Genomic DNA, 23742 nt, shown 5'->3' on the forward strand with positions numbered 1-23742 from the left:
GCCCGGCGGGCGGATACCCCTCACTCGAACTCGTCGAGCGTCGTCGGCATCGCGCCGCGCACCTCGGTCACGAGCCCGTCGGGGTCGAGGGCGAGGACATCAGCGGCCGCGCGACCGACGCGGTCGGTCGCCGGCTCGGGGGCGTACACGCCGAGGCGCCACTGGTTGCGCTGCGCGGTCCGGAGCGCGGAGACGAGCGGCGACTGGCGTTCGAGGCGTCGGATCTCCCCGTTGACGGTGACGCGCGCGGTGGACTCGCGCATCGTCGGCTCCGGGGGCACGTCGAGGATCACGTGGTCGCGGGCGACGCCCGCCTCCGCGGCGATCTCGCGTTCGAGGGCGGTCTCCGCGGCGTGGTCCGCCTCGTGGACGCGGTCGGGGACGTCGTCGTACTCGGCCCACACCGCCAGCTTGTAGAGGTCGCGCTCGTCGTACCGACGCGACAGCTCGGCGGTCGCGCGGCAGTCGCGGATCGCCGCGAGGAAGTCGTGGTCGTCCATCCGACGGAGCTCGGCGGCCGTCGTCGCGGTCGCGTCGAGGAGCTCGCTCGCGGCGCGGCGCAGCATCGCCTTCGAGATGCGCGCGACGTGGTGGGTGTAGACGACCGGGTTCATCAGCGCCCGGGCCAAAAGCAGGCTCTCGGCGGTCTGGACGTTCCCCTCGTCTAAGACGAGCTCCGGCCCGTCGCGGTCGGCCCCGCCCTCGTCGGCGATCTCGTCGCGCTCGACGAACGTCAGCTCGCGGACGAACCGCTCGGTGTCGATGGTGCCGTAGGGGACGCCGGTGTGGTAGGCGTCGCGCACGAGGTAGTCCATCCGGTCCACGTCGAGCTCCCCGGAGACGAGCCCGGCGTACGGCCCCTCGCCGGCGACGATCCCGGCGATCCGGTCCGGGTCGAGATCGTGGTCGCGCAGCACGTCGCCGACCGCGCCGGTCGCGAGCAGCTCGTCGACGTCGTCGTGGTACTTCCCGGTCCGGCGGTGCGTGAGCGATTCGAGGTTGTGGCTGAACGGCCCGTGCCCCACGTCGTGGAGCATCGCCGCTGCCTCGATGCGGTCGGCGCGGGTCCCCTCGATCCCGAGGTGGTCGAGCGCGCGGCTCGCGAGGTGGTAGACGCCGAGGCTGTGCTCGAACCGCGTGTGGTTCGCGGAGGGGTAGACGAGCTGGACCGTCCCGAGCTGTTTGACGTGCCGGAGCCGCTGGACTGCGGGCGTGTCGACGAGGTCCGCGGCGACACCGTCGATCTCGATGTGGTCGTGGACGGTGTCCTTGACCGTGATCATGCGTTCGCCTTCGACGGCCTCCGATAAAAGGCTGTGAGTCTCCGCGACGCCGTCGCGCCCTCGCCGGACCCGGTTTCGGTGGCCGCGAATCCGTGGCGCGATTTATTACCCGACCGCGTGAACCGTCGCGTATGTACGACGTGTTAGTCGCGGTCGGACTCGACGACGAGCAGCGGACGCGCGCACAGGCCGAGGCCATCGTCGGGCTTCCGGGCGCCCCCGACGATGTGACCGCACACCTCTGTCACGTCTTCCAGGACAACCCGGAGGGCGCCTCGGTCCACCAGCTCGGGACCGTGCGACGCGCCCGAGAGACCCTCGAAGCCGCCGGCGTCAACTGCGTCCACTACGAGGCCAGCGGCGACCCGAGCGAGGAGCTCCTCGCGGCCGCGGACGACGTCGACGCCGACCTCATCTGCGTGTCGGGCCGGAAGCGGAGCCCGGCCGGGAAGGCCGTCTTCGGCAGCACGACGCAGGCGCTGGTGTTGAACGCGGACCGGCCGGTGTTGGCGGTCCCGGGCCCGGACGGGGAGTGAGGCCGCGGCGGGCGCCGTCGGGAGGGCGTTCCGGCCGTGGCACGCCCGGCGGTCAGGCGGAGGGCCGTCCAGCGGCCCGGAGCCCGAGCACGTCCCGCGCCGCGTCGGCGACCGGCTCAACGCGCTCGGCCGGGCAGTAGACGCCGAGCGTCCAGCGGCGGCGCTCGGCGGCGCGGAGCCCGGCGACGAGTTCGGAGGCGTCCTCCAGCCGCTGCGGGACGCCGTCGACGACGACGGCGGAGCCGGACTCCTTGAGGGCCGGCCGGGAGGGGATGTCGACTATCACCGCGTCGCGGTCGATCCCGACGGCGTCGGCGATCTCGCGCTCGGCCGCCCGCTCCTCGGCGCGGCCGGCGTCGACCGTCCCCGCGGGCACCTCGTCGATCCCCGCCCAGACAGCGCGCTTGTAGAGGTCGCGGCGCTCGATGCGCTCGCCGAGCGCCGGCACCCGGTCGCGGAGCTCGACGAGGAGGTCGTGGTCCGCCATCCGGCGGAACGCCCCCAACTCGGTACCCGTGCGGTCGAGGTACCGCTCGCAGGCGCGCTCCAGCATCGCGCCGGCGACCCGGGAGACGTGGTGGCGGTAGACGACGGCGTTCATCAGCGACCGCGCGACGAGCAGGCTCTCGGCGGTGGCAACGTTCCCCTCGGCCAAGACGAGGTCGGCGGACTCGCCGGGGCCGTCGCCGCCGATCAGCCGGAGCTCGGTGACGAGCCGCCCGGTGTCGACGGTGCCGTACGGGACCCCTGTGTGGTGGGCGTCGCGCACGAGGTAGTCCATCCGGTCCACGTCGAGCTCCCCGGAAACGAGGGGGCCGAGCGCGCCCTCGCCGTCGATCAGCGCGGCGACGCGCTCGGGGTCGAGCCCGTTCCGTTCGAGGACCCGGCAGACCTCGCGGTCCGCGTCGGTGAGCAGCCACGCGACGTCGTCGTGGTCGCGGCCGGTCGCGCGCCGAATGATGCCCTCGGTCTGGTGGCCGTACGGCCCGTGCCCCACGTCGTGGAGCAGCGCCGCCGCGCGGACGTGCGCCGCGGTGTCGGCGTCGAGGTCGAACCCCTCGACCGCGCGGCGCGCGAGGTGGTAGACGCCGAGGCTGTGCTCGAACCGCGTGTGGTTCGCGGAGGGGTAGACGAGCCGGACCGTGGACAGCTGTTTGATGTGTCGCAGCCGCTGGAACGCCGGCGTGTCCACGAGGTCGGTCGCGAGGTCGCCGAGCCTGACGTGGCCGTGAACGCTGTCCTTGATGGCCTTCATGCCCGTCGCCTCGCGTCCCGCGCGGTCCGCGAGCTCGACCCGGCGCCGGGGGAGACGGCGCGGGTCACTCGTCGACGACGTCGATCCCGAACCGCTCTTCGAGCGCCCGCACGACCGACCCGCCCACGTTGGCGGTCGCGGCGCGCCCGTCCTCGACCGCGAGCAGGTCGTCCTCGTCGACCTCCAGCTCGGCGGCGACCTCCTCGACGGTCAGCCCGGCGTCCTGCCGCGCCTCGGTGACCACGTCGCCGTAGCCGGAGACGAGGTACGGGAGGCGGTCGGACTCGTAGCTCGTCCCCTCCTCCTCCCAGCGCTTCGAGTCGCCGGCGGCGGAGTCGTACATCTTCGCCTGCTTGCGGGCGAGCTCCTTCTTCCGGCTCTCGGTCGCGCCCGAGCCGGAGCCGCCGCCGGCGCCCCCGGGGCTGCCGCCGGCGCTCCCGCCGCGCGACCCGCCGCTGGGCGCGTTCCCGGCGTCGTCGTGGGGGCGGCAGTTCGAACACACGAGCAGCTTCGCGCCGGCGACAGTCGCCTTCCGGAGGTCCGCGGTCTCGCGGCCGCAGAGCTCGCACGCGTCGCCGTCGTCGCCGCCGCCGCCGCCGCCCGTCGAATACTTCGGCATACCCGGTGTAGTGGTCCGGACCGTTAAAAAGTCGTGGAGGGCGAGGGCCGCCGCCGGGCCGTCGGACCGGCGATCGGCGCCAGCGAGTCCGGCGCCGTTCGAGGCTCACGACCCGAGGTACCCCCACGCCTGGAGGCGGTCGCTCTCGGTTTCGACGTAGTACTTCACGCCGTGGCCCTCGGGGTGAACCTGCCGGGGCAGGTCGGTTATGAGCGCCGCGTCGGCCGAGACGAAGAGGAAGTTGGCGGTACCCGTGCGGGGCGGTCGTCCCCGACCGAATTGAGTGTGTGCCCGCGAGCGTTCGGGAGTCCCGAGGCGGCGGCGAGCCGGCGGGAACCGCCCGCTTCGGCGGGGGTGGTTGAAACGTTAACGCCCGGATTGATGGGGGACCGCGTGGTGGTTCCTGCTATGCCAAGCGTGACACGGGACAGCGTGGCGATCGACTACGCCGTCGACGGGGACCCAGACGGACCGACCGTGCTGCTGTTGGAAGGCCTCGGGTACGGCCGGTGGATGTGGCGGTGGCTCGCCGAGGCGTTGGCGGACGACTACGAGGTGCTCCGTCCGGACAACCGCGGCACCGGGGACTCCGACGTGCCCGAGGGACCGTACACGGTCGCCGAGATGGCGGCCGACGCGGCCGCGGTCCTCGACGACCGCGGCGTCGACGCGGCCCACGTCTGCGGCGCGTCGATGGGCGGGATGATCGCGCAGGAGCTGGCGCTCGCCGACGACCGGGTCGCGTCGCTGACGCTGCTGTGCACGTCGCCCGGCGGCGACGAGGCGACGCCGACGCCGCCGGCGGTCCAAGAGCACATCTTCTCGGTGGCCGAGGACGCCGACCCCCGCGAGCGGATTCGCTACCTGATGGAGCCGGCCGTCTCGGACGGATTCTACGATCGCGAGCCCGAGCTCGTCGACCGGATCGTCGACTGGCGGCTCGCGGGCGACGCGACGCCGACGGGCCGGGAGGCGCAGGCGGCCGCGGTGGCGGCGTTCGACGCGAGCGACCGGCTCGGCGACCTGTCCGTGCCGACGCTCGTCCTCCACGGGACCGCGGACCGGGTCCTCCCGGTCGAGAACGCCGACCTCCTGGCGGAGCTGCTCCCGCACGCCGAGGTCGAGCGGTTCGAGGGCGGGCCGCACCTCTTCTTCGTCGAGGAGCGCGAGCGCGTCAACGAGCGAGTCCGGTCGTTCCTCGGTGAGGTCGCCTGAGATGGCGACCGGAGACGACCCGCGGGGCGAGGACCGCGCGGAGGGGACCGGCGCCGACCCGCGACCGCACCCGCACGGCGACCGGGCGTACGAGTGGGTCGGCTCGCTGTCGGCGCGGCGCGCGCGGCTCTCGCCGGACCGCGTCGCCGTCACCGACACGGCCGCGAACGCCGAGTACACGTACGCCGAGCTGGACGAGCGCGCCAACCGCACCGCGCGGTTCCTCCGCGGGGTCGGCGTCGAGGCGGGCGACCGCGTCGCCGTCGTCTCGCGGAACCGCGTCGAGCTGGTCGACCTGTTCTTCGCGACTGGCAAGACCGGCGCCGTCCTCGCGCCGCTCTCGCACCGGCTCGCGGAGCGCGACCTCTCGGCGGTGTTGGGGACGGTCGACCCCGAACTCCTCCTCGTGGAGACGCCGTTCGAGGGCGACGTCATCGACGCCTTGGAGCGCGCCGACGTCGAGCCGACCGTCCGCTCGATACCGACCGACGGCGACGACGCGTGGCGGTCGTACACGCGGGACCTGCCCGTCGACGGCTCTCCCGTCGAGACTGCCGACGTCTCACTCGCGGATCCCCACCTCTTCTTACACACCGGCGGCTCGACCGGGACGCCGAAGGAGACGGTGATCAGCCACGGCGCGATGCGCTGGAACGCGTTCAACACGATCACGGCGTGGGGGCTCCGCGAGGACGACGTTACGCCGATGGTGTTCCCGATGTTCCACACCGGCGGCTGGAACGTGCTCACGGTCCCCTTCTTCCAGATGGGCGGGCGGATCCTGCTGAGTCCGGAGGTCGACCCCGGGCGCGTGCTGCGGGACGTGGAGCGCGAGTCGGCGACGACGCTGGTCGCGGTGCCGGCCGTGTTGCGGATGATGGCCCGCCACGACGAGTTCGGAGACACCGACCTCTCCTCGCTCCGCTTCGTGAAGAGCGGCGGCGGCCCCTGTCGGGAGAGCGTCATCGCGGCGTGGCGCGACCGCGGCGTCGAGATATCGCAGGGGTACGGGCTCACCGAGTGCGGGCCGAACAACTTCGCGATGCCAGACGGGTTCCCGCAGGAGAAGACCGCCAGCGTGGGCGTGCCGGCGCTCGCGGTCGACGCGCGCGTCGTCGACGAGGACGGACCCGTCCCCGACGGGACGGTCGGGGAACTCGAACTGGCCGGTCCGGCCGCGGCCGACCGCTACTGGAACGAGCCCGCGGAGACGGCCGAGACGTTCGGCGACTGGGTGTCGACCGGCGACCTCGCGCGCGTCGACGAGGACGGCTACTACCACATCGAGGGGCGCAAGAAGAACATGTTCGTCTCCGGCGGCGAGAACGTCTATCCGCCCCGCGTTGAGGACGCGCTCACCGACCACCCGGGGATCGAGGAGGCGGTCGTGATCGGCGTCCCGAGCGAGCGGTGGGGGACGGTCGGGAAGGCGATTCTCGTCGGCGACGAGTCGCTCACGCTCGGCGACGTGGAGTCGCACCTCGCCTCGCGCGTCGCCCGGTACGCGGTGCCGAAGGAGCTGGCCTTCGTCGACGAGATGCCGACATCGGGGCCGTCGAAGATCGACCGCGCGGCGCTGAAAGAGCGGTTCGGCGAGTAGGCGAGGCAGAGAGATCGGGTCGGCGCGCAGCTATCGGACGGAGACACCTCCGATCGCCGCGCAACTCACAGGAACAACCATTATATACGCGGGGAATAAGGACGGGGCATGCTCGACGTCACGATGGATATGGAGCAGTTCGACTGCCCGTTCATCGACACCTCCGCCGACCACGACGTCTCCTTCTCGGCCATGCACTGGCAGTTGGACACGGCGGCGGAGCAGTTGGAGACGCGGCTGCTCGTCGAGTCGCCGGACCGCTACGAGCTCGGCGAGGGGCTCTCGGCGCTCCGCGACCACGAGAACATGGCCGAGTACCGCCTGTTCTCGAAGGAGGACGGAACCGCGATCATCCGGACCGTCATCGAGGAGACGAACGCGATGTCGACGATAACGGACCACGGCGGCTACATCACCGGCCCGTTCCTCATCGAGGACGGCTCCGAGCAGTGGCAGGTCGGCTTCGACGACGAGGCGACGACCGAGGCGGCGCTCCACGACTTGGAGAAGGGCAACGAGTTCGTCGTGGAGGACCGCACGGAGCTCTCGATGGAGGCGCTGTTCGACACGATGCGGAACGCGAACGCGGCCTCGACGATGCTGGAGGCGTGTCGGGACCTGACCGACGTCGAGCGCGAGACCATCGAGTCGGCCGCCGACGCCGGCTACTTCGAGTCGCCCCGCGAGGCGACGCTGTCGACGCTCGCCGACGAGTTCGACGTCTCGACCGCGGCCGTCTCGAAGAACATGCGCCGCGGCGAGAAGAAGCTGCTCCGCAGCGTCGTCGCCGCGCTCGACCGACTGGAGTAGCGACCGTAGCGACCCGTCGAGGCGAGCGGTCGGCGGGGGCGACCGTCCGGTCTCCGTTCAAAAACCTCCGTTTCAGTCCGGTTTCCCGGCGTTGCCCGTCGAATCCGAGAGGACTGTTAACATCTTAACTCGGCCCTTGATAATGGTGGTCGTCCTCGGGTAGTGTATGCGAGACGAACACACACGGCGATCGTACCTGCGAGGAACCGGCGCCGCGGTCGGCGCGGCGGGACTGACCGGCCTGGCCGGCTGTTCCGGGGGCGGAGACGGCGGGGACGGGTCGGACGGCGAGGACGGGTCGGACGGCGGGGACGGCTCCGGCGGCAGCGGCGGGGACGGCGCCGGCGGCGGGGACCTCTCCGGCGAGACGGTCCGGATCGGCGCGCTCCAGCCGACCTCCGGCGACCTCCAGTACTACGGGCAGATCAGCCTCCGCGGGTTCTACTCCGGGCTGGCGTACAAGCACGACCTCGACCCGATCCAGGAGGCGACGCCGGGGACGTACACCGTCGATCCCGACGGTGGCCCCACCTACGAGATAATCGTCGAGGACACCGGGTTCAGCCCGGACACGGCCCAGAGCGTCGCGACCGACCTCGTCTTGGACGAAGAGGTCGACATCCTGTTCGGGGGCACCTCCTCCGACAGCGCGCGTCGGCTCATCGACACCGTCGTCGACGAGACGGACGTGCCCTACCTGATCGGGCCCGCGGCCGACGCCGGCATCACCGTGAGCGACGAGTTCTGTCACCCGCTCGCGTTCCGCGCGAGCGAGCACACCGCGATGGACGCGCGGGCCGGGGGGACGTACGTGGCGGAGAACTTCGACATCGACACGGTCGCCGTGTTCGCGTCCGACAACGCGTTTGGGCAGAGCGTCGCGAGCAACTACACGCAGGTCTTGGAGAGCCAAGGGGTCGACGTGCTGGAGCCGCGGTTCGTCGAGGTCGGCTACTCCGAGTTCGACGGCCTCTTCGAGCAGGCGGTCTCGGACGGCGCGTCGGGCGTCGTCGGCGGCTTCACGGCGTCGACGCTGCCGCAGTTCCTCACCTCGGCCATCTCCTACGACGTCCAGGTGTTCGGCGGGTTCGCGGCCCTGCTGACGACGCAACTCATCGGCGGTACCATCGAGTCGGCGCTGGGCGAGGACTTCACCGCGCAGGACGTCAAAGACGCCGGGCTCGGACCGTTCACCAGCCGGTACCACTGGAACCAGTACGACAACTCGATCAACGAGCAGTTCCGGCAGATGCACGTCGACGCGTACGGCATCGTTCCCGACCTGTTCAGCTCCGGCACTTTCACCGCGGCCTCGGCGCTCTCGCAGGCCGTCTCGGAGGCCGGCTCCACCGACGGCGCCGACATCGCCGACGCGCTGCGCGGGATGACCGTCACGGACACGCCGAAGGGCGAGAACGGGTACACGTTCCAGGAGCACAACAACCAGGCGGCCTCGCAGATGACGGTCGCGTGGCCGGTCCCGACCAGCGACGAGTACGCCGGCACCTGGGACGCGCCCATCATGCCGGGCGAGCCGCTCGAACGCCTCGACGCCGAGGACGTGATGGTCCCCGAATCGGACGCCAGCTGCTCGCTGTAATGCTGCTGGAGACCGAGGGGCTCACGAAGCGCTTCGGCGGCATCACCGCCGTCGACGGCGTCGACTTCGCGCTGGAGGCCGGCGAGCTCTGCTCGATCATCGGCCCGAACGGCGCGGGGAAGACGACGTTCTTCAATCTGCTCACGGGCGTGTTGGAGCCCTCCGACGGACGCATCCGCTTCGACCCGCCGGGCGGCGCCGCGGGGACGGACGGAAGCGGTTCGGCGCTCGACATCACCGCGGCCTCGCCGGACGAGACGGCGCTCGCGGGGATCCACCGGTCGTACCAGATCACGAACCTGTTCCCGACGCTGACGGTGTTGGAGAACGTCCGCGTCGCCGCGCAGGCGAGCCGCGGAAACGACTCCTGGAAGCTGTGGCGCAACGTGGCCGACTTCGAGGAACACTACGCCGAGGCGACCGCGATCCTCGAACGGATCGGGCTGGCGGCCGAGGCGGAGACCGTCACGGAGAACCTGAGCCACGGCGAGAAGCGCAGCCTGGAAATCGGCGTCGCGCTCGCCGGCGACCCCGACCTCCTGCTGCTCGACGAGCCGACCGCCGGCGTGTCGAGCGAGGGCGTCGACGAGGTCGTCGGGCTGATCGAGGACGTGGCGGAGGACCACTCGGTGATGCTCATCGAACACAACATGGAGGTGGTGATGGACATCTCCGACCGGATCGCCGTCCTCCACCGCGGCGAGCTCATCGCCGACGGTCCACCCGAAGACGTGCGCGGTGACCCGGCCGTTCAGGAGGCGTACCTCGGCGGGTACGGCCGCGAGGGGGCCGGAGACGACTCGGCGGCCGGCGAGGGGACCGGCGACGACACCGAGGAGAGCGACGGCACCGCCGACCGCGACGGCGACGCCGCGGCCGACGGCGGTCGCCGCGCGAGCGCCGGGGGTGAGCCGCGGTGACGACCCTCGAACTCGACGGCGTCCACACGTACTACGGCGAGAGCCACATCCTCCAGGGGCTCTCGCTGTCGGTCGAGGAGGGCGAGATCGTCGCGCTGGTCGGGCGCAACGGCGTCGGGAAGACGACGACGCTCCGCACCGCGCTCGGGCTGACGCCGCCCCGCGAGGGGACGGTCCGGTTCGACGGAACGGACGTGACGGGGATGGAGCCCCACGAGATCGCCGCCCGGGGAATGGGCTGGGTCCCGGAGGAGCGGCGCGTGTTCTCGCATCTCACTGTCGAGGAGAACCTCCGCGTCGCCGCGCACTCGGCGGCCGACCCGGGCGCTCGGATCGCGGAGGCCTACGAGCTGTTCCCGGCGCTCGACCGCTTCGCCGACAAGGAGGCGGGCGACCTCAGCGGCGGGCAACAGCAGATGCTCGCCATCGCCCGCGGCATGGTCGGCGACAACGATCTGCTGCTCGTCGACGAGCCGAGCGAGGGGCTCGCGCCCCAGATCGTCGAGGACGTCGTCGAGGCGCTCCGCGCGGCTTCCGCCGACACGACGATGGTGCTCGTCGAACAGAACTTCCGGCTGGCGATGGACCTGGCCGACCGGTTCTACCTCGTCGACCACGGCGTCGTCGTCGAGGAGGGCGAGACCGCCGGCGTCACGAGCGACGACGAGCGAATCCGGAGGTACCTCACCGCATGACCCCCGGAACGCTCGCGGCGGCGCTCTCGCAGTTCGCGCCGCTGCTCGACCCGGGCGCGCTGCTCGCGACGGGCGGCGCGGTCGACGGCCTCCAGACGGCCGCCCGCGTGCTCGCCGAGGGGATCGGCAAGGGCGCGGTGTACTTCACCATCGCGGTCGGGCTGACCCTGGTCTTCGGGCTGATGGGCGTCCTCAACTTCGCGCACGGCGCGGTCGCGATGGTCGGCGCGTACCTCGGCGGCCTCGTGCTCGTGCTCGTCGTCGGCGCGAACACCGGGACGCTCGCGACGATACTCGTCTTCTTCGTCGCGCTGGCGCTGGTGTTCGCGGTCACGACCGCCGCCGGCAGCGCGATGGAGGTCGCGCTGATCCGACCGATCTACGACCGCACGCCCACCTACCAGATCCTGTTGACCTTCGGCGTCTCGCTCATCATCGAGGAGCTGGCCCGGATCGTCTTAACGCTCCGCGGGATCCAGCCGGACCCGCAGTGGCAGGCGCCGATGGCCACCGCCCCGGACGTGCTCTTGGGCCGGACCCAGCTGTTCGGCGTCGGCGTCAGGCGGCTGTACCTCTTCGAGATCGCGATCGGCGCGGTCGTCGCGGTCGCGGTGTGGGCGTTCCTGACGAAGACGCTGTACGGGCTCTACATCCGCGCCGGCAGCGAGGACACCGAGATGGTCCAGGCGCTCGGCATCGACGTGCGGCAGGCGTTCACCGTCGTGTTCGGCGTCGGCACCGGGCTCGCCGCGGTCGGCGGCGTGCTGCTGATGTGGGACCCGATCTGGGGCCCCAGCGTCCTCCTGAGCATCGACGTGCTGCTGTACGCGTTCGTCGTCGTCATCATCGGCGGGCTGGGGAGCTTCACGGGGACGCTCGTCGCCGCGGGCATCGTCGGCGTCGCCGACTCGGTGACGACGTGGCTGTTCACCACCGGGATCGTGACCTTCCCCGGCCTCTCCGAGGTGACCATCTTCCTCCTGCTCGTGGTGATGCTCATTATCCGCCCGCAGGGGCTCTACGGCGTCGAGGAGGTGGGGGGCCATTAGCGACCCCGACCCCTCCGCCGACGCGGACGCGCCCGTCGACGCGGACGCACCGACAGAATCGGACGCGCCCGTCGACGAGACGGACCCGATTCCGCCGTCGACCGCGACCGGCGGCCTTCGCGCGTACCTGCGCGACCACGTCGTCCACGCGGCCGTGATCGTCGGGTTCCTGCTGTACCCGCTGGCCTACGAGGCGCTGCTCGCGACGCCGGCGGCCCCGTTCGCCGAGGCGTTCCTCCCCGCGATCACGTTCATGGTCGTGGTGCTGTACATGGGCCTGTTCGCGATGAGCTTCGACTTCGTCAGCGGCTACACCGGTTACCTCTCGTTCGGCCACGCGGCCTTCTACGGCACGGGCGCGTACTTCGTCGTCCTCGCCGCGAACGGACAGGTCCCGGGCGTTCCCGAGGGTACCCCGTTCATGATCACGCTCCTCTTGGGCGCCGCGCTGGCCGGCCTGCTCGCGCTCGTCATCGGGTCGGTGTCGTTCCGGCTCACGGGCGTCTACTTCGCGATGATCACGCTCGGGTTCGCGCAGGTGATCTACGAGCTGATCCGCTCGTGGGGATACGTCTCGACGAACCCGACCGAGGGCGCGACGGTGAGCGGCGACGCGCTCGCGATCGGCGTCCCGTTCGTCGACGCGCTGAGCCTCGACGTGGGGCGGCTCACGGGCGAGAGCTTCGAGAACCTGCTCGGGCTCGGGCTCGACCTCTCGGCGACGGTGGTCTCGTACTACGCGCTCGGGATCGTCGTCGTCGTCTGCTACTTCGCGATGCAGCGGATCCTCCACTCGCCGTTCGGGCGCGTAATGATCGCGATCCGCGAGAACGAGGAGCGGGCCCGCGCCGTCGGCTACGCGACCTATCGGTTCAAGCTGGCCGCGTTCGCCGTCAGCGGCTTCTTCGGGGCTATCGCGGGCGGGATCTTCGCCGCCTACTCGCGGTCGGTCGCGCCCGACGGGACGTTCTACTTCCTCGTCACCGCCGACGCGCTGATCACGACGATCGTCGGCGGGTTCGGCACCCTCGCCGGCCCGGTGTACGGGACCCTGTTCAACCAGGGGTTAGAGGACGTCCTCTCGACCGAGAGCGGCGGGATCGCGACGCTGCTCCGCGAGGGGCTCCCGGAGAGCGTCCTCCAGGCCGACCTCTTCGGGATCAGCCTGGAGCTGTTCGTCAACACCGCGGTCGACGGGCGCGCCCCGCTGTACCTCGGGATCGTCTTCGTGCTGTTCGTGCTGTTCGTCCCGAACGGCATCCTCGGCACCCTGCGCGACCGGCTCGGCGGCACCGTCGGGAAGCGGCTCCCGGACCACCTGCGGCGCTACCTCCGGTAGCGTCGCGGGCCCGCGGCTCCGCGGACGCCGCGGCACGCGCCGACGCGCGCGCTCGCCGCGACCGGCCGCGACTCTCACACGACACATGATCGAACCCACGCGACACGACGGAACGGACCGGACGGAGCGCGACGAGACGGACCGAACGCGGCACGGAGGAGACGCATGACGGTCGGGATCACCGGACTCGGGACCTACGTCCCCGACGAGACCGTTACCGGCGAAGCGATCGCCGCCGAGAGCGGCATCCCGGAGGAGGTCGTCGTCGAGAAGATGGGCGTCCGCGAGAAGCGCGTCTGTCCGCCCGACGGCGACCACGCGACCGACATGTCGGTGAAGGCGGCCGAGGCCGCGCTGGCGGACGCGGGCGTGGACCCGACCGACCTCGACGTCGTCGTCTACCACGGCTCGGAGTACAAGGACCACGTCGTCTGGTCGGCGGCGGCGTCGATCACCGACCGGATCGGGGCGACGAACGCGTACGCGACCGAGAGCTACACGCTGTGTGCGGGCGCACCGATCGCGCTCCGACAGGTGACCGCGCAGCTGGAGGCGGAACCGATCGACGCGGCGCTGCTCGTCGCCGCCAGCCGCGAGGAGGACCTCGTCGACTACGGCAACGAGGACAGCTCCTTCATGTTCAACTTCGGCAGCGGCGCGAGCGCGCTCGTCGTCGAGGCGGGCGACGACGGCGACGGATCCGACGCGGCGACCGACGACGACCCGTTCGGCGGTCGCGCCCGGGCGACCGTCCGCGCCAGCGCGGCCGAGACCGACGGCTCGTTCGCCGACGACGTGGTGATGCCGGCGGGCGGGTCGAAGCGCCCGCCGAGCGAGGAGACCGTCCGCGAGGGGCTCCACGCTCTCGACGTGCCCGACCCCGAGGGCATGAAAGAGCGGCTCGGTCCGGTGTCGCTGCCGGCGTACCTCTCCGTCGCCGACACGGCCCTGGAGCGGTCGGGGTTCGAGCGCGGCGACCTCGATTACGTCGCGCTGACGCACATGAAGCGGTCGTTCCACGAGCGCGTCCTCGACGAGCTCGGGCTCGACCCCGCGAGCGACGGCTACTACCTCGACGAGTACGGCCACGTCCAGAGCGTCGATCAGGCGCTCGCGCTGGAGGCCGGCGTCGAGACGGGCCGGCTCGAACCGGGCGACCTCGTCTGCCTGCTCGCGGCCGGCACCGGCTACACCTGGTCGGCGACCGTGCTCCGGTGGCAGGGGTAACCGACCGGCCGCCGCGGCGGCTCGCTACTCGTCGCTGTGCGGCACCGACAGCACTACCGCCTCCCCGGAGAGGACGCGCTCGTCGCGCTCGGGGACGGTCGCGGTCGTCTCGACCGCGAGGCGGTCGCCGCCGAGGTCGTCGATGACGCTGACGCTCGCCGCGACCGTGTCGCCGGGGAACACCGGCTTCTCGAACGACAGCTCCTGCGAGAGGTAGACGATGTCGCCGGAGAGCCCCGCGAGCGCGCCGGAGACGACTGCGGCCGAGATAATTCCGTGCGCGACGCGGCCGCCGAACATCGTCTCGGCGGCGTACTCGTCGTCGAGGTGGATCGGATTCTCGTCGCCCGAGAGCTCCGCGAACGCCTCGATCGTCTCCTCGGTCACCGTTACCTCGTTGGTCGCCGTCTCGCCGACCGTCGCGACTGGCATACCGATCGGTCTCGCCGGCGGGGCCTCAATCCCGTGGTTCAGCCTCGAACCCCGCGTCGGGCCGGGGACGCGTGGACGTGTCCGCGGTGGATCCCTAGTCCGGCTCAGTCGTCCGTCGGCGCGCCGACCACGTCGGCGTCGGTCGGGTTCGCGCCGCCGTACTCGGCGACCAGCTCGTCCAGCCGCTCGGGGTCGTCGGCGTGCGCGAGCGGCTCGCTGGCGGTCTCGCAGGTTGCGTCGACCCCGAGGCGCTCGCAGACGCGGTCGGCGGTCGTCTCGGCCATCTGCCGGTAGGTGGTCAGCTTGCCTCCGACGACGCTGTAGAGGCCGGCGGCGCCGTCGCGCTCGTGGTCGAGCAGCGTGAACCCGCGGGAGATCCCGCGGCGGTCAGAGCCCGTCTCGTCGGGCGCGTAGAGGGGGCGGACGCCCCACCAGGTCCGAACGGTCGGCGCGTCGGCGACCGCGGGGAGCATCGCGGCGCACTCCTCGACGGAGCGCTCGATTTCCCACTCGGCGGTCTCGTAGTCGTCCGGGTCGGAGACGGGGACGCTCGTCGTCCCCAGCACGACCTCGCCGTCGTGGGGCACGACGATGTCGCCGTCGTCGGGGTCCCGACACCGGTTCAATACGGGATCGAGCCCGTCGTACTCCACGGAAACCATCACGCCGCGGCTCGGCGCCATCCCGACCTCGACGCCGGCCATCTCCGCGATCGAGTCCGCCCACGCGCCGGTGGCGTTGACGACGACCTCGGGCGAGAGCGTCGCGTCGACCGCGCCGCCGACGCGGACCGACTCGACCGCGCCGTCGCTGACCGTCACGTCCTCGACGGGCGCGTTCGGGCGGACGGTCGCCCCGTGCCGCTCGGCGTCGGCGGCGTTGGCGGCAACCAGTCGCGACGGGTAGATGACGCCGTCGGGGACGCGGAACGCCTCCTCGACCGCCCCCGCGAGGCCCGGAACCGCCTCGCGGGCGGCGTCGCCGTCCAGCCGCTCGGTCTCGATACCGATCTCCTCGCAGGCGGCGATTTTCTCTTCCAGATAGTCCGAGTCGTCGCCGGCGAGGCGGACGAACAGGCCGCCGGTGTCGCGGACGCAGGCCCCGGCGATCGACCGGAGCGTCCGGTTCTCCTCGATGCACTCGCGGGCGCCCTCGGCGTCGGCCTCGGCGTACCGGGCCCCGCTGTGGAGGAGGCCGTGCGAGCGCCCGGAGGTGCCGCCGCCGAGCCCGCCGCGGTCGACGAGCGCGGCGTCGACGCCGCGCCCCGCGAGGTCGCGGGCGATCCCCGTCCCCGTCGCGCCGCCGCCGATCACGAGGACCGTCGGATCGTCGCTCACGCGGCGCTCACCCCGTTCGGATCCGCGCCACGGTCCGCCGCGAGACGCCCTCGGCTCGGATGGCTGTCGATCACGATATCGATACGGCTCGCGGCCACTTGAGGCCTCCGCCGAAACGGCGTGATACCGTGCCTACGGGGCCATGCCGCCGAAAAACAGAACGTCGGTCCGCCGCCGCTCAGCGGGAGGCCCGCCCGTCCGCGGGACAGGTGCTGACGCCGAGCAGGGCGTAGAGCCCGCAGGTGCCGGTCGCCGCCGTCGCGAGCATCGCGAGCGCGACGACGCCGAGCACCGGCGCGGCGAGGGCCGGAAGCGGCCCGACGCCCGCGAGCGTCGCTATCGAGGCGGCACCGACGACCGCGCCGACGGCCGTCCTGACGAGCTTGTCCGTCGAACCGACGTTTTGTTCCATACAGCACAATACGACACACGACCGTATCAACCTTTCCACCGTGTCGCGAGCGCGGCCGAGCAGGGGCGCGACCGCTCACTCGAACTCGTCGAGGGCCGCCTGGGCGGAGCCGGTCCCGGGGTCCGCGTCCGGTTCCCCGTGGTCGGCCGCGATGGACTCCGCGGCGTCGATCCCGCCGGAGAGCGACGCTCGCCGGGCTATCGCCTCCTCGCCGAGCCGCTCCGCCGCGGCGGGGTACGCGGCCCCGTAGCGCTCGCGGAACTCGCTGCGGGCCGCCTCGTAGGCGACCACCGGGTACGGGTACGTCTCGCCGATCCTGACGCCGACCTCGCGCTGGACCGCAAGCGGCGTCTTCTCGGGGGCGTCGAGGTGGGCGACCGGGAGCGGTGCGAGCTCCGGGACCCACCGCGAGACGAACTCCCCGTCGGGGTCTTGGTCTCGGATCTGCTTGCGCGGATCGTACAATCGCAGTCCGGGACGGCCGACCAGTCCGCACTGCGACTGCCACTGGGTGTAGTTGATCGCGGGGTCGCCGTCGATCAGGTGCTCGTAGAAGTGGTCGGCGCCGATCCGCCACGGCTGCTGGAGGATGTGGAAGTAGACGGAGGCGCAGAGCGCCCGCATCCGGAAGTTGAGCCACCCGGTCTCGCGCAGGCAGCGCATGCTCGCGTCGACCATCGGGAACCCCGTCTCGCCGTCCTTCCACGCCGCGACGAGGTCGGGGTCGTGTCGGTCGCGGTTGAACTCCTCGTACACGGGGTTGACGGCGCGGTCGAGCCACCCCGGCCAGTCGAGCAGCTTCTGCGTGTAGTGGCGGTTCCAGTACAGCCGAGAGACGAACATCGACTTGCCGCGGCCGTCCGGCGCGCGCTCGTCGACGTGGCGGTGGACCTCGCGGACGGAGAGGCAGCCGAACCGCAGGTAGGGGGAGAGGCCGCTCGTCCCGTCGCGGGCGTCGACCGGCGAGGAGATGGAGCCGGGGTACTCCGCGATCTCCTCCGTGAACGCGTGGAGACGCTCGCGGCCGGCCTCGCGTCCCCCGGTCGGCACGCGCGTCTTCGTCAGCTCGACCCCGTAGGCGTCGGCGACTCGCTCGGGGGTGATCCCCGTCTCGACGCGCTCGACCGCGACGGACCGGGGGTCCCAGTCGAACGGCTCCGCCGCGAGCCACGCCTCGACGCGGTCGCTCCAGTCCGCTCGCGGGCGGTCGGCGTCCCGGACGAGTCCGTCGCCGTCGACGAACTCGACGCCGAGGCGCTCGCGGGCGCGCTCGTCGCGTCGACGTCCGTACCGGCCGGTCGCCGTCGCGCTCGCGACGGCATCCCAGCCGGCGTCGACGAACCGCGAGAGGACCTCGATCGGGTCGCCGTGCGCGTACGTCAGCCCGGCGCCGTCGACGTCGCGGTACTGGCGGTCGAGGTCGCGCAGGCAGTCGTGGAGGAACGCGATCCGCGCGTCGCAGGCCGCGCCGCGCGCGTCGTGGAACCCGGGGTCGAAGACGAACAGCGGGAGGATTCGGTCGGACTCGTCGGCGGCCGCCGCGACCGCCGGATGGTCCGCGATCCGCAGGTCGCTGCGGTGCCAGACGACGGTTCCGGGGTCGGCGTCGTCCGGCCGCGAGAGGGAGCGGACCGCCTCGGCGTCCGGAGCCACGGGAAGCGGAGCGTCCGCGAACGAGCCCATTTCACACGGAGTTCGGCGCGTCCGGACAAGGGTCTGTCGGCGGGTCGTCACCGGTAACCCAACAGAATACATTTAGGAAACACCTACAATAAACGACCGTGAACCGAGCCCTCCGCTACGGTGTCGCCCTGGTCGTCGGACTGGCCGTCGCCGGTCTCGTCGCGCGTTTCTTCCCCGGAGACCCGTTTGTAACCGCGGCGATATTTCCCCTCTACGCGGCGACGACGTCGCTCGTCGTCGCCCATCGGAAGACATGGCGACGAACATCGCGGGGTGACCCGGGTCGATTGGCGCGGTTTCGGGGAGCCATGGGCGGCGGGATCGGAGCGTTCACCGCGAGCGTGATTGCGGAGATCTCCCTTCCGGCCGGCGTCGCGGCGGTCGGCCTCATGGTGTTCGGGATGGCGCTCGGCATCGCCGAGTTAGAGCGCGTCACCGAGTCGGCGCCCGCCTGACGATCCACCGATACCGCCGCGCTGCGCGCGCCCACCGATACCCGGGAAACGTTCAAGACGTTTCCGCCGCCGGTATGATCCGGATGTCAGACTCAGACGAGACCGACGTACTGCGCGAACTCGCCTCGCTGCCAACGATCGCGAGTCCGCGCGTGTCCCCGGACGGAGAGACCGTCGCCCTCTACTACGACGTGACCGGCCGCAACGAGCTTCACCTCTGTGACCCGACAGACGGGTCCTTAGAGCAGCTCAGCGACGGCGACGTGCCCCGGTCCGTCCGCGCCGGCTTCGAGTGGGACCCCAGCGGCGACCGCCTCTTCTACCACCGCGACGAGGCGGGCGACGAGCAGCACGACGTCTGGGCGATGTCGCTCGACGGCGACAGCGAGCCAGTCGTCGAGATGGACGGCCAGATCCGCCTCCACGACGTGGGCGAGGACGGCGAGACCCTCCTGCTCGGCTCCAGCCGCGACGGGCAGATGAACCTCTACCGCCACGACGTGCCGAGCGGCGAGACGGAGAAGGTCACCGACTACGAGCGCGCCGTCGGAGGCGGCGAGCTCTCTCCCGAGGGCGACCGGATCGCTTTCACGACGAACGAGACGGACACCTACGAGAACCTCGACACGTACGTGGCGGCCGCCGACGGGTCGGACGCGCGCAAGCTCGACGTCGGCGAGGTGGGCGCCGAGGCCGCGCCCACCGACTGGGGACCGGACGGCGATCGCCTCCTCATTAGCGACAACAGCGAAGACCTCGGCCGGGCCGGGATCGTCGACCTCTCGGACGGCGTCGACGACGCGGACGTGACCTGGTTCGGCGACGGCGAGTTCGAGGAGTCGCCGAGCCGCTTCCTCGAGGGCGGCGACCGGTTCGTCGCGGGCCGGACGCGCGGCGCCGTGACGGTCCCGGTCGTCTACGACGTCGAGAGCGGCGAGGGCCGCGAGCTAGACTTCCCGGCGGGCGTCGCGAGCGTGGCCGAGGGCCGGCTCGCGGACGACCGCCTGCTCGCGTACCGGACCACGTCGAGCAAGCGGCCGGAACTGGTCGCCTACGACCTCGACGCGGACGCGACGGAGACGCTGTTCGACGCGGAGTACGGCCCGTTCGACCCGGACGACTTCGTCGAGCCGGAGACGGTGACGTTCGCCTCCGACGGCGTCCCCGAGACGCCGGCGCGCGCGGTCGACCACGACCCCTACGAGGAGTTCGAGATCGAGGGGCTGCTGTTCGACTCCGGCCGACGCCCCTCGCCGCTGATCGTCAACCCCCACGGCGGGCCGCGACACCACGACATGCGGCGGTTCAGCTACCGCGTCCAGTTCCTGCTGTCGCGCGGCTACTCGGTCCTCCAGGTGAACTACCGCGGCTCCACGGGACGCGGGCGCGAGTTCGTCCAGGAGCTGTACGGCGACTGGGGCGGCGCCGAGCAGGGCGACGTGGCGACCGGCGCCGAGTACGTCCTCGACGAGTACGACTGGCTCGACGAGGACCGCGTCGCCGTCTACGGCGGCTCCTACGGCGGCTACTCCGCCAACTGGCAGATGGTCCAGTACCCGGACCTGTACGCGGCCGGGATCACGTGGGTCGGCGTCAGCGACCTGTTCGACATGTACGAGAACACCATGCCCCACTTCCGGACGGAGCTCATGGTGAAGAACCTCGGCGAGCCGGACGAGAACGAGGCGATATACCGCGAGCGCAGCCCGGTGAACTACGTCGAGAACGTCGACGCGCCGCTGCTGATCGTCCACGGCGTCAACGACCCGCGGGTGCCGGTCTCGCAGGCGCGCATCCTCCGGGACGCGCTCGACGAGGCCGGCTTCGCGGAGGGCGACGACTACGAGTACGAGGAGCTCGGCGAGGAGGGCCACGGCTCGGGCGACATCGACCAGAAGATCCGCTCGCTGGAGCTGCTCGACGACTTCCTCGACCGCCGGATCGGTGCGGAGCGGACCGCGGTCGCGTCGCTCGACGACTGACGCGGCCGACGCCCGTCCGACGGGGATTATTTAGCCGACGCCGCCGTCGGACCGAGTGACATGGATCGATCCCGCGCGGAGGGAGGCGCGTGAGCGTGGTCGGCGTCGGCTTCTGGGTCCTCGTCGCCCTCGCGACGCTAACCAGCCTCGCTACCGCGTGGGCCCTCGGCGCGAACAGCAACTCGCCGCCGTTCGCCCCGGCGATCGGCGCCAACGCCATCTCGACGATGCGGGCGGCCTTCCTCATCGGGATCCTCGCCGCCCTCGGGGCGCTCACGCAGGGCGGGGCCATCTCCGAGACCGTCGGCGCGGGACTGATCGACGGCGTCCAGATCACCTCGCTGGCGGCGACGGCGGGACTGCTCACCGCCACCGGGTTCATGGCCTTCGGCGTCTACACCGGCTACCCGGTCCCGGCGGCGTTCGCGACGACGGGCGCGATGGTCGGCGTCGGGCTCTCGCTCGGGGGCGACCCCGCCCTCGAAACCTACCGACGCATCGGGCTCTTCTGGGCGCTCGTGCCGCCCGTCTCCGGCGGGCTCGCCTACCTCACCGCAACCCTCCTCCGGCGCGATGACATCCCGGAGACGGTCGGGGTCCCGCTGCTCGCGGCCGTCGTCGGCGGGATCGTCGCCAACGTCCGGCTGGGCGTCATCCCCTCGCCCCCGGAGGCGGCCCAGAGCTCCGTCGCGGGGTTCGTCGCGCGCCAAGTCGGCGCGCCGACGCTCCTCGGCGTCGACCCCGTGGCGGCGCTCGTGACGCTGCTCGCGGCCGCGGGGTGGTTCGTCGCCGTCCGCCGGCGAACGCAGGCGTCGGTCGAGGACGGCATCCGGACGTTCCTCCTCGTCCTCGGGAGCGTCGTCGCCTTCTCCAGCGGCGGCAGTCAGGTCGGCCTGGCGACCGGTCCGCTCGAGAACCTCTACGGCGTCGAGCTCGGACTGCCGGGTATCGTGCTGCTCTCGCTCGGGGCCGCCGGTATCCTCGCGGGGGCGTGGATGGGCGCGCCGAAGCTGCTCCAGGCGACCTCGCGCGAGTACGCGCAGCTCGGCGCTCGGCGGTCGATCGCCGCGCTGGTCCCCGGGTTCATCATCGCGCAGCTGGCCATCGGGCTCGGGATCCCCATCTCGTTCAACAACATCATCATCTCCGGGGTCATCGGCGGCGGGCTCGCCGGGGGGTCAGCGGGCGTCTCACGGCGGAAGATCGGCGTCACGCTCCTCTTCTGGGGAATCACGCTCGTGGCGTCGATCGCGATCGGGTACGGCCTGTACGCGGCCTTCGCCGCGGTGCTGGGCGGGTAAGCGGCTTCAGCGCACGACCGTCACGGTCACGGGGGCCTCGCCGACCACGCTCGTCGCGACGGTGCCGAGCAGCCGCCTCGCGACGCGGCCGCGCTCGCCGCCGTGGCCGCCCATGACGATCCGGTCGACGTCGTGGGCGTCGACGTACTCCAGGATCGCCGCCGCCGGGTCGCCCGTCCGGACCGCCGTCTCGACGCGGCGGTCGCTCTCGGCGGCGCGGTCCGTCGCTCGGTCGACGATGCGGTCGGCCCGGTCGCGCGCGCTCTCGCGGCGGTCCTCGTCGGCGCCGAGGATCCCGCCCTCGCTCATCGGCGCGTCGAGCGGGGTCACCACGTTCAGGACGGTCACTCGACAGTCGAAGAGTTCGAGCGCGTCGTCGAGCGCGTCGGCGGCGAGCGGCGACCCGTCGAGCGGGACGAGGACGTGAGACGGTGCCATGCGACGCCTTACGCCCCCGGACACATATCGCCGGTGATCGGTCGCGCGGGACGGCGCGGGGGACCGACGGCGTCGGTTACTCGCCGGTCTCGATCGGCGCGCCGACGAGGTTGCCCCACTCGGTCCACGAGCCGTCGTAGTTGCGGACGTCGTCGTAGCCGAGCAGCTCGTGGAGGAGGAACCACTCGATCGACGAGCGCTCGCCGACGCGGCAGTAGGTGATCGTCGACTCGTCGCCGTCGACGCCGGCGTCGCTGTACAGCTCGCGGAGCTCGTCCGCGCTCTTGAACGTGCCGTCCTCGTTCAGCGTGGTGCCGATCGGGACGTTGCTCGCGCCGGGGATGTGGCCGCCGCGCTGGGCGGTCTCGTCGAGGCCCTCCGGGGCGATGACCGCGCCGGAGAACTCCTCGGGGGAGCGCACGTCGACCATCGGGATCCCCTCCTCGATCGCCTTGTCGATGTCGTCCTTGTAGGCGCGGACGCTCTCGAAGGGACCGCGGGCCTCGTACTCGCGAGGCGTGAAGTCGGGCGCCTCGGTCGAGAGCGGGTAGTCGTTGTCGACCCAGTAGCCCTTCCCGCCGTCGATCACGCGGATGTCGTCGTGACCGTAGTACTTGTAGATCCAGTAGCCGAACAGCGCGAACCAGTTCGGGACGCGGCCGCCCCCGTACACGACGACCGTCGTGTCGGCATCGATGCCGCCCTCGCCGTTCCGGGCCGCGAAGTCCTCCTTCGAGACGATGTCGCGCTCCGTCTCGTCGGTGAAGACCTCGTCCCACTCGAAGTTCAGCGCCCCGGGGATGTGCCCCTCCTCGTAGGGCGTGTACTCCGACTCGTCGGTGACGGTCGGGTTGTTGATCTCGACGAGCCGCAGGTCCGAGTCGTCGCTCTGGAAGTCGTCCAGGTGCTCTTCCACCCAGTCCGCCGTGACGAGTACGTCGTCTGCCATCACCCCTAGTAAGGCGGAAGGCCGTTTTGAACGTCCGATAATGGCGGTTCTTTCCGGCGCCTGTGACGGCCGGCAGTCGATCGAAACGCCGGATTTCGGACGGTTCGCGGGCCCCTGTTCGTTTCTCTCGGTCGACAGCTACCGGATCACCGTCACGGGCACGTCGGCCTTGTCGACGATGCTCTTCGCGACGCTGCCGACGACCTGTTCGCGCTCCTCCGAGAGCCCGCGGTGGCCGACGTAGATCGCGTCGACCGGCTCCTCGGCCGCGTACTCGGTGATCGCGTCCGCCGGACGGCCCGTGAGGAGCTGCGTCTCCACGGTGATCGGCTCGTCGGCCGCCTCCTCGGCGATGCTCCGGGCGCTCTCTAAGACGCCCTGCCCGGCCTCGACGGCGGCCTCCTCGCCCGGGAGGACGATCGTGCCGTCGACCAGCTCCGAGTCCGGCGTCAGGACGTGGGCGATCTCGAGCGTCTCGTAGAACGCGACCGCCTGCCGCGCCGCGTACCGGACGGCTTCGTCGCTCTCCGTCGACCCGTCGGTCGCAACGAGGTAGCTCATACGTACGGATCGGCCCGAGGGACACATAATTCCTGTCGGGCGTT

The 23742-nt window shown here is 71.5% G+C and carries 24 protein-coding genes and 1 pseudogene; 13 read left to right on the forward strand and 12 right to left on the reverse strand.

Going from position 1 to position 23742, the window contains the following annotated elements:
• Positions 1-20: 20 nt before the first annotated feature.
• Entirely contained in the window at positions 21-1283 is a 1263-nt protein-coding gene (locus tag EXE50_RS03720) for an HD domain-containing protein (RefSeq protein ID WP_053772651.1), read from the reverse strand.
• Between the two features lie 131 nt (positions 1284-1414).
• Here EXE50_RS03720 and EXE50_RS03725 point away from each other — a divergent pair, with 131 nt between their 5' ends.
• Complete coding sequence (locus tag EXE50_RS03725; RefSeq protein WP_137704400.1) at positions 1415-1819, forward strand: universal stress protein; 405 nt, start codon at positions 1415-1417, stop codon at positions 1817-1819.
• A 52-nt stretch (positions 1820-1871) separates the two neighbouring features.
• Here the strand turns inward: EXE50_RS03725 and EXE50_RS03730 are convergent, their stop codons facing one another.
• From EXE50_RS03730 to EXE50_RS17625, 3 genes and pseudogenes are all read right to left on the reverse strand, one after another.
• On the reverse strand, positions 1872-3074 hold the full coding sequence (locus EXE50_RS03730; RefSeq protein ID WP_053772653.1) for an HD domain-containing protein: 1203 nt from the start codon (positions 3072-3074) through the stop codon (positions 1872-1874).
• A gap of 64 nt (positions 3075-3138) precedes the next feature.
• A complete protein-coding gene (locus EXE50_RS03735) occupies positions 3139-3693 on the reverse strand; it encodes a transcriptional regulator (protein WP_053772654.1) in 555 nt (184 codons plus the stop codon).
• Positions 3694-3828: 135 nt separating this feature from the next.
• Positions 3829-3942, reverse strand: a pseudogene (locus tag EXE50_RS17625) (phosphoribosylamine-glycine ligase); the annotation flags it as partial.
• 159 nt (positions 3943-4101) lie between these two features.
• On the opposite strand from EXE50_RS17625, the gene EXE50_RS03745 reads away from it, so the two are divergent.
• From EXE50_RS03745 to EXE50_RS03785, 9 genes are all read left to right on the forward strand, one after another.
• Complete coding sequence (locus tag EXE50_RS03745) at positions 4102-4908, forward strand: alpha/beta fold hydrolase (RefSeq protein ID WP_241982622.1); 807 nt, start codon at positions 4102-4104, stop codon at positions 4906-4908.
• A gap of 1 nt (position 4909) precedes the next feature.
• Positions 4910-6508 carry an AMP-binding protein gene (locus EXE50_RS03750; protein ID WP_121600658.1) on the forward strand — a complete coding sequence of 533 codons (1599 nt, stop codon included), beginning with the start codon at positions 4910-4912 and terminating at the stop codon, positions 6506-6508.
• A gap of 108 nt (positions 6509-6616) precedes the next feature.
• Positions 6617-7318, forward strand: coding sequence for a helix-turn-helix domain-containing protein (locus tag EXE50_RS03755; protein WP_137704401.1), 702 nt, complete (start codon positions 6617-6619; stop codon positions 7316-7318).
• Between the two features lie 166 nt (positions 7319-7484).
• Entirely contained in the window at positions 7485-8918 is a 1434-nt protein-coding gene (locus tag EXE50_RS03760; protein WP_137704402.1) for an ABC transporter substrate-binding protein, read from the forward strand.
• Positions 8918-9838 (forward strand): ABC transporter ATP-binding protein, encoded by a 921-nt coding sequence (locus EXE50_RS03765; protein WP_137704403.1) that lies wholly within the window; start codon positions 8918-8920, stop codon positions 9836-9838. The genes EXE50_RS03760 and EXE50_RS03765 overlap by 1 nt, the downstream gene beginning before the upstream one ends.
• Entirely contained in the window at positions 9835-10533 is a 699-nt protein-coding gene (locus EXE50_RS03770; RefSeq protein ID WP_053772659.1) for an ABC transporter ATP-binding protein, read from the forward strand. Before EXE50_RS03765 ends, EXE50_RS03770 begins: the two co-directional genes overlap by 4 nt.
• Positions 10530-11582, forward strand: coding sequence for a branched-chain amino acid ABC transporter permease (locus tag EXE50_RS03775; RefSeq protein ID WP_053772660.1), 1053 nt, complete (start codon positions 10530-10532; stop codon positions 11580-11582). The genes EXE50_RS03770 and EXE50_RS03775 overlap by 4 nt, the downstream gene beginning before the upstream one ends.
• Positions 11583-11736: 154 nt before the next feature.
• A complete protein-coding gene (locus EXE50_RS03780; protein WP_137704404.1) occupies positions 11737-12921 on the forward strand; it encodes a branched-chain amino acid ABC transporter permease in 1185 nt (394 codons plus the stop codon).
• A 165-nt stretch (positions 12922-13086) separates the two neighbouring features.
• The gene (locus tag EXE50_RS03785) at positions 13087-14148 is read left to right on the forward strand and encodes a 3-oxoacyl-ACP synthase (protein ID WP_053772662.1); all 1062 of its coding nucleotides are present in this window, start codon (positions 13087-13089) and stop codon (positions 14146-14148) included.
• Positions 14149-14172: 24 nt separating this feature from the next.
• Here EXE50_RS03785 and EXE50_RS03790 read toward each other — a convergent pair whose 3' ends face one another.
• The 5 genes from EXE50_RS03790 to EXE50_RS17630 all read right to left on the reverse strand — a co-directional run bounded on the left by EXE50_RS03790 (position 14173) and on the right by EXE50_RS17630 (position 18257).
• On the reverse strand, positions 14173-14580 hold the full coding sequence (locus EXE50_RS03790) for a MaoC family dehydratase (protein ID WP_053772663.1): 408 nt from the start codon (positions 14578-14580) through the stop codon (positions 14173-14175).
• A gap of 104 nt (positions 14581-14684) precedes the next feature.
• On the reverse strand, positions 14685-15917 hold the full coding sequence (locus EXE50_RS03795) for an FAD-dependent oxidoreductase (RefSeq protein ID WP_137704405.1): 1233 nt from the start codon (positions 15915-15917) through the stop codon (positions 14685-14687).
• A 178-nt stretch (positions 15918-16095) separates the two neighbouring features.
• The gene (locus EXE50_RS03800) at positions 16096-16329 is read right to left on the reverse strand and encodes a DUF2892 domain-containing protein (RefSeq protein WP_053772665.1); all 234 of its coding nucleotides are present in this window, start codon (positions 16327-16329) and stop codon (positions 16096-16098) included.
• Positions 16330-16404: 75 nt separating this feature from the next.
• Entirely contained in the window at positions 16405-18012 is a 1608-nt protein-coding gene (locus EXE50_RS03805) for a cryptochrome/deoxyribodipyrimidine photo-lyase family protein (RefSeq protein WP_137704406.1), read from the reverse strand.
• A gap of 83 nt (positions 18013-18095) precedes the next feature.
• A complete protein-coding gene (locus tag EXE50_RS17630; RefSeq protein ID WP_240471177.1) occupies positions 18096-18257 on the reverse strand; it encodes a hypothetical protein in 162 nt (53 codons plus the stop codon).
• Between the two features lie 63 nt (positions 18258-18320).
• Between EXE50_RS17630 and EXE50_RS17635 the strand changes: the two genes are divergently transcribed.
• From EXE50_RS17635 to EXE50_RS03820, 3 genes are all read left to right on the forward strand, one after another.
• Complete coding sequence (locus EXE50_RS17635; protein WP_233561732.1) at positions 18321-18467, forward strand: hypothetical protein; 147 nt, start codon at positions 18321-18323, stop codon at positions 18465-18467.
• An 83-nt stretch (positions 18468-18550) separates the two neighbouring features.
• Complete coding sequence (locus EXE50_RS03815) at positions 18551-20449, forward strand: prolyl oligopeptidase family serine peptidase (protein ID WP_137704407.1); 1899 nt, start codon at positions 18551-18553, stop codon at positions 20447-20449.
• Positions 20450-20544: 95 nt separating this feature from the next.
• Positions 20545-21750: an inorganic phosphate transporter gene (locus EXE50_RS03820; protein ID WP_137704537.1), complete on the forward strand. Its 1206-nt coding sequence runs from the start codon at positions 20545-20547 to the stop codon at positions 21748-21750.
• A gap of 6 nt (positions 21751-21756) precedes the next feature.
• On the opposite strand, the gene EXE50_RS03825 is transcribed toward EXE50_RS03820, so the two are convergent.
• The 3 genes from EXE50_RS03825 to EXE50_RS03835 all read right to left on the reverse strand — a co-directional run bounded on the left by EXE50_RS03825 (position 21757) and on the right by EXE50_RS03835 (position 23698).
• Positions 21757-22188, reverse strand: coding sequence for a universal stress protein (locus EXE50_RS03825; protein ID WP_053772668.1), 432 nt, complete (start codon positions 22186-22188; stop codon positions 21757-21759).
• A 76-nt stretch (positions 22189-22264) separates the two neighbouring features.
• Positions 22265-23137: a sulfurtransferase gene (locus EXE50_RS03830; protein WP_137704408.1), complete on the reverse strand. Its 873-nt coding sequence runs from the start codon at positions 23135-23137 to the stop codon at positions 22265-22267.
• Positions 23138-23275: 138 nt separating this feature from the next.
• Complete coding sequence (locus EXE50_RS03835; RefSeq protein ID WP_053772670.1) at positions 23276-23698, reverse strand: universal stress protein; 423 nt, start codon at positions 23696-23698, stop codon at positions 23276-23278.
• Between the last annotated feature and the right edge of the window lie 44 nt (positions 23699-23742).

This window comes from Halorubrum sp. ARQ200, assembly GCF_005435115.1.
GTDB classification, from domain to species: domain Archaea; phylum Halobacteriota; class Halobacteria; order Halobacteriales; family Haloferacaceae; genus Halorubrum; species Halorubrum tropicale.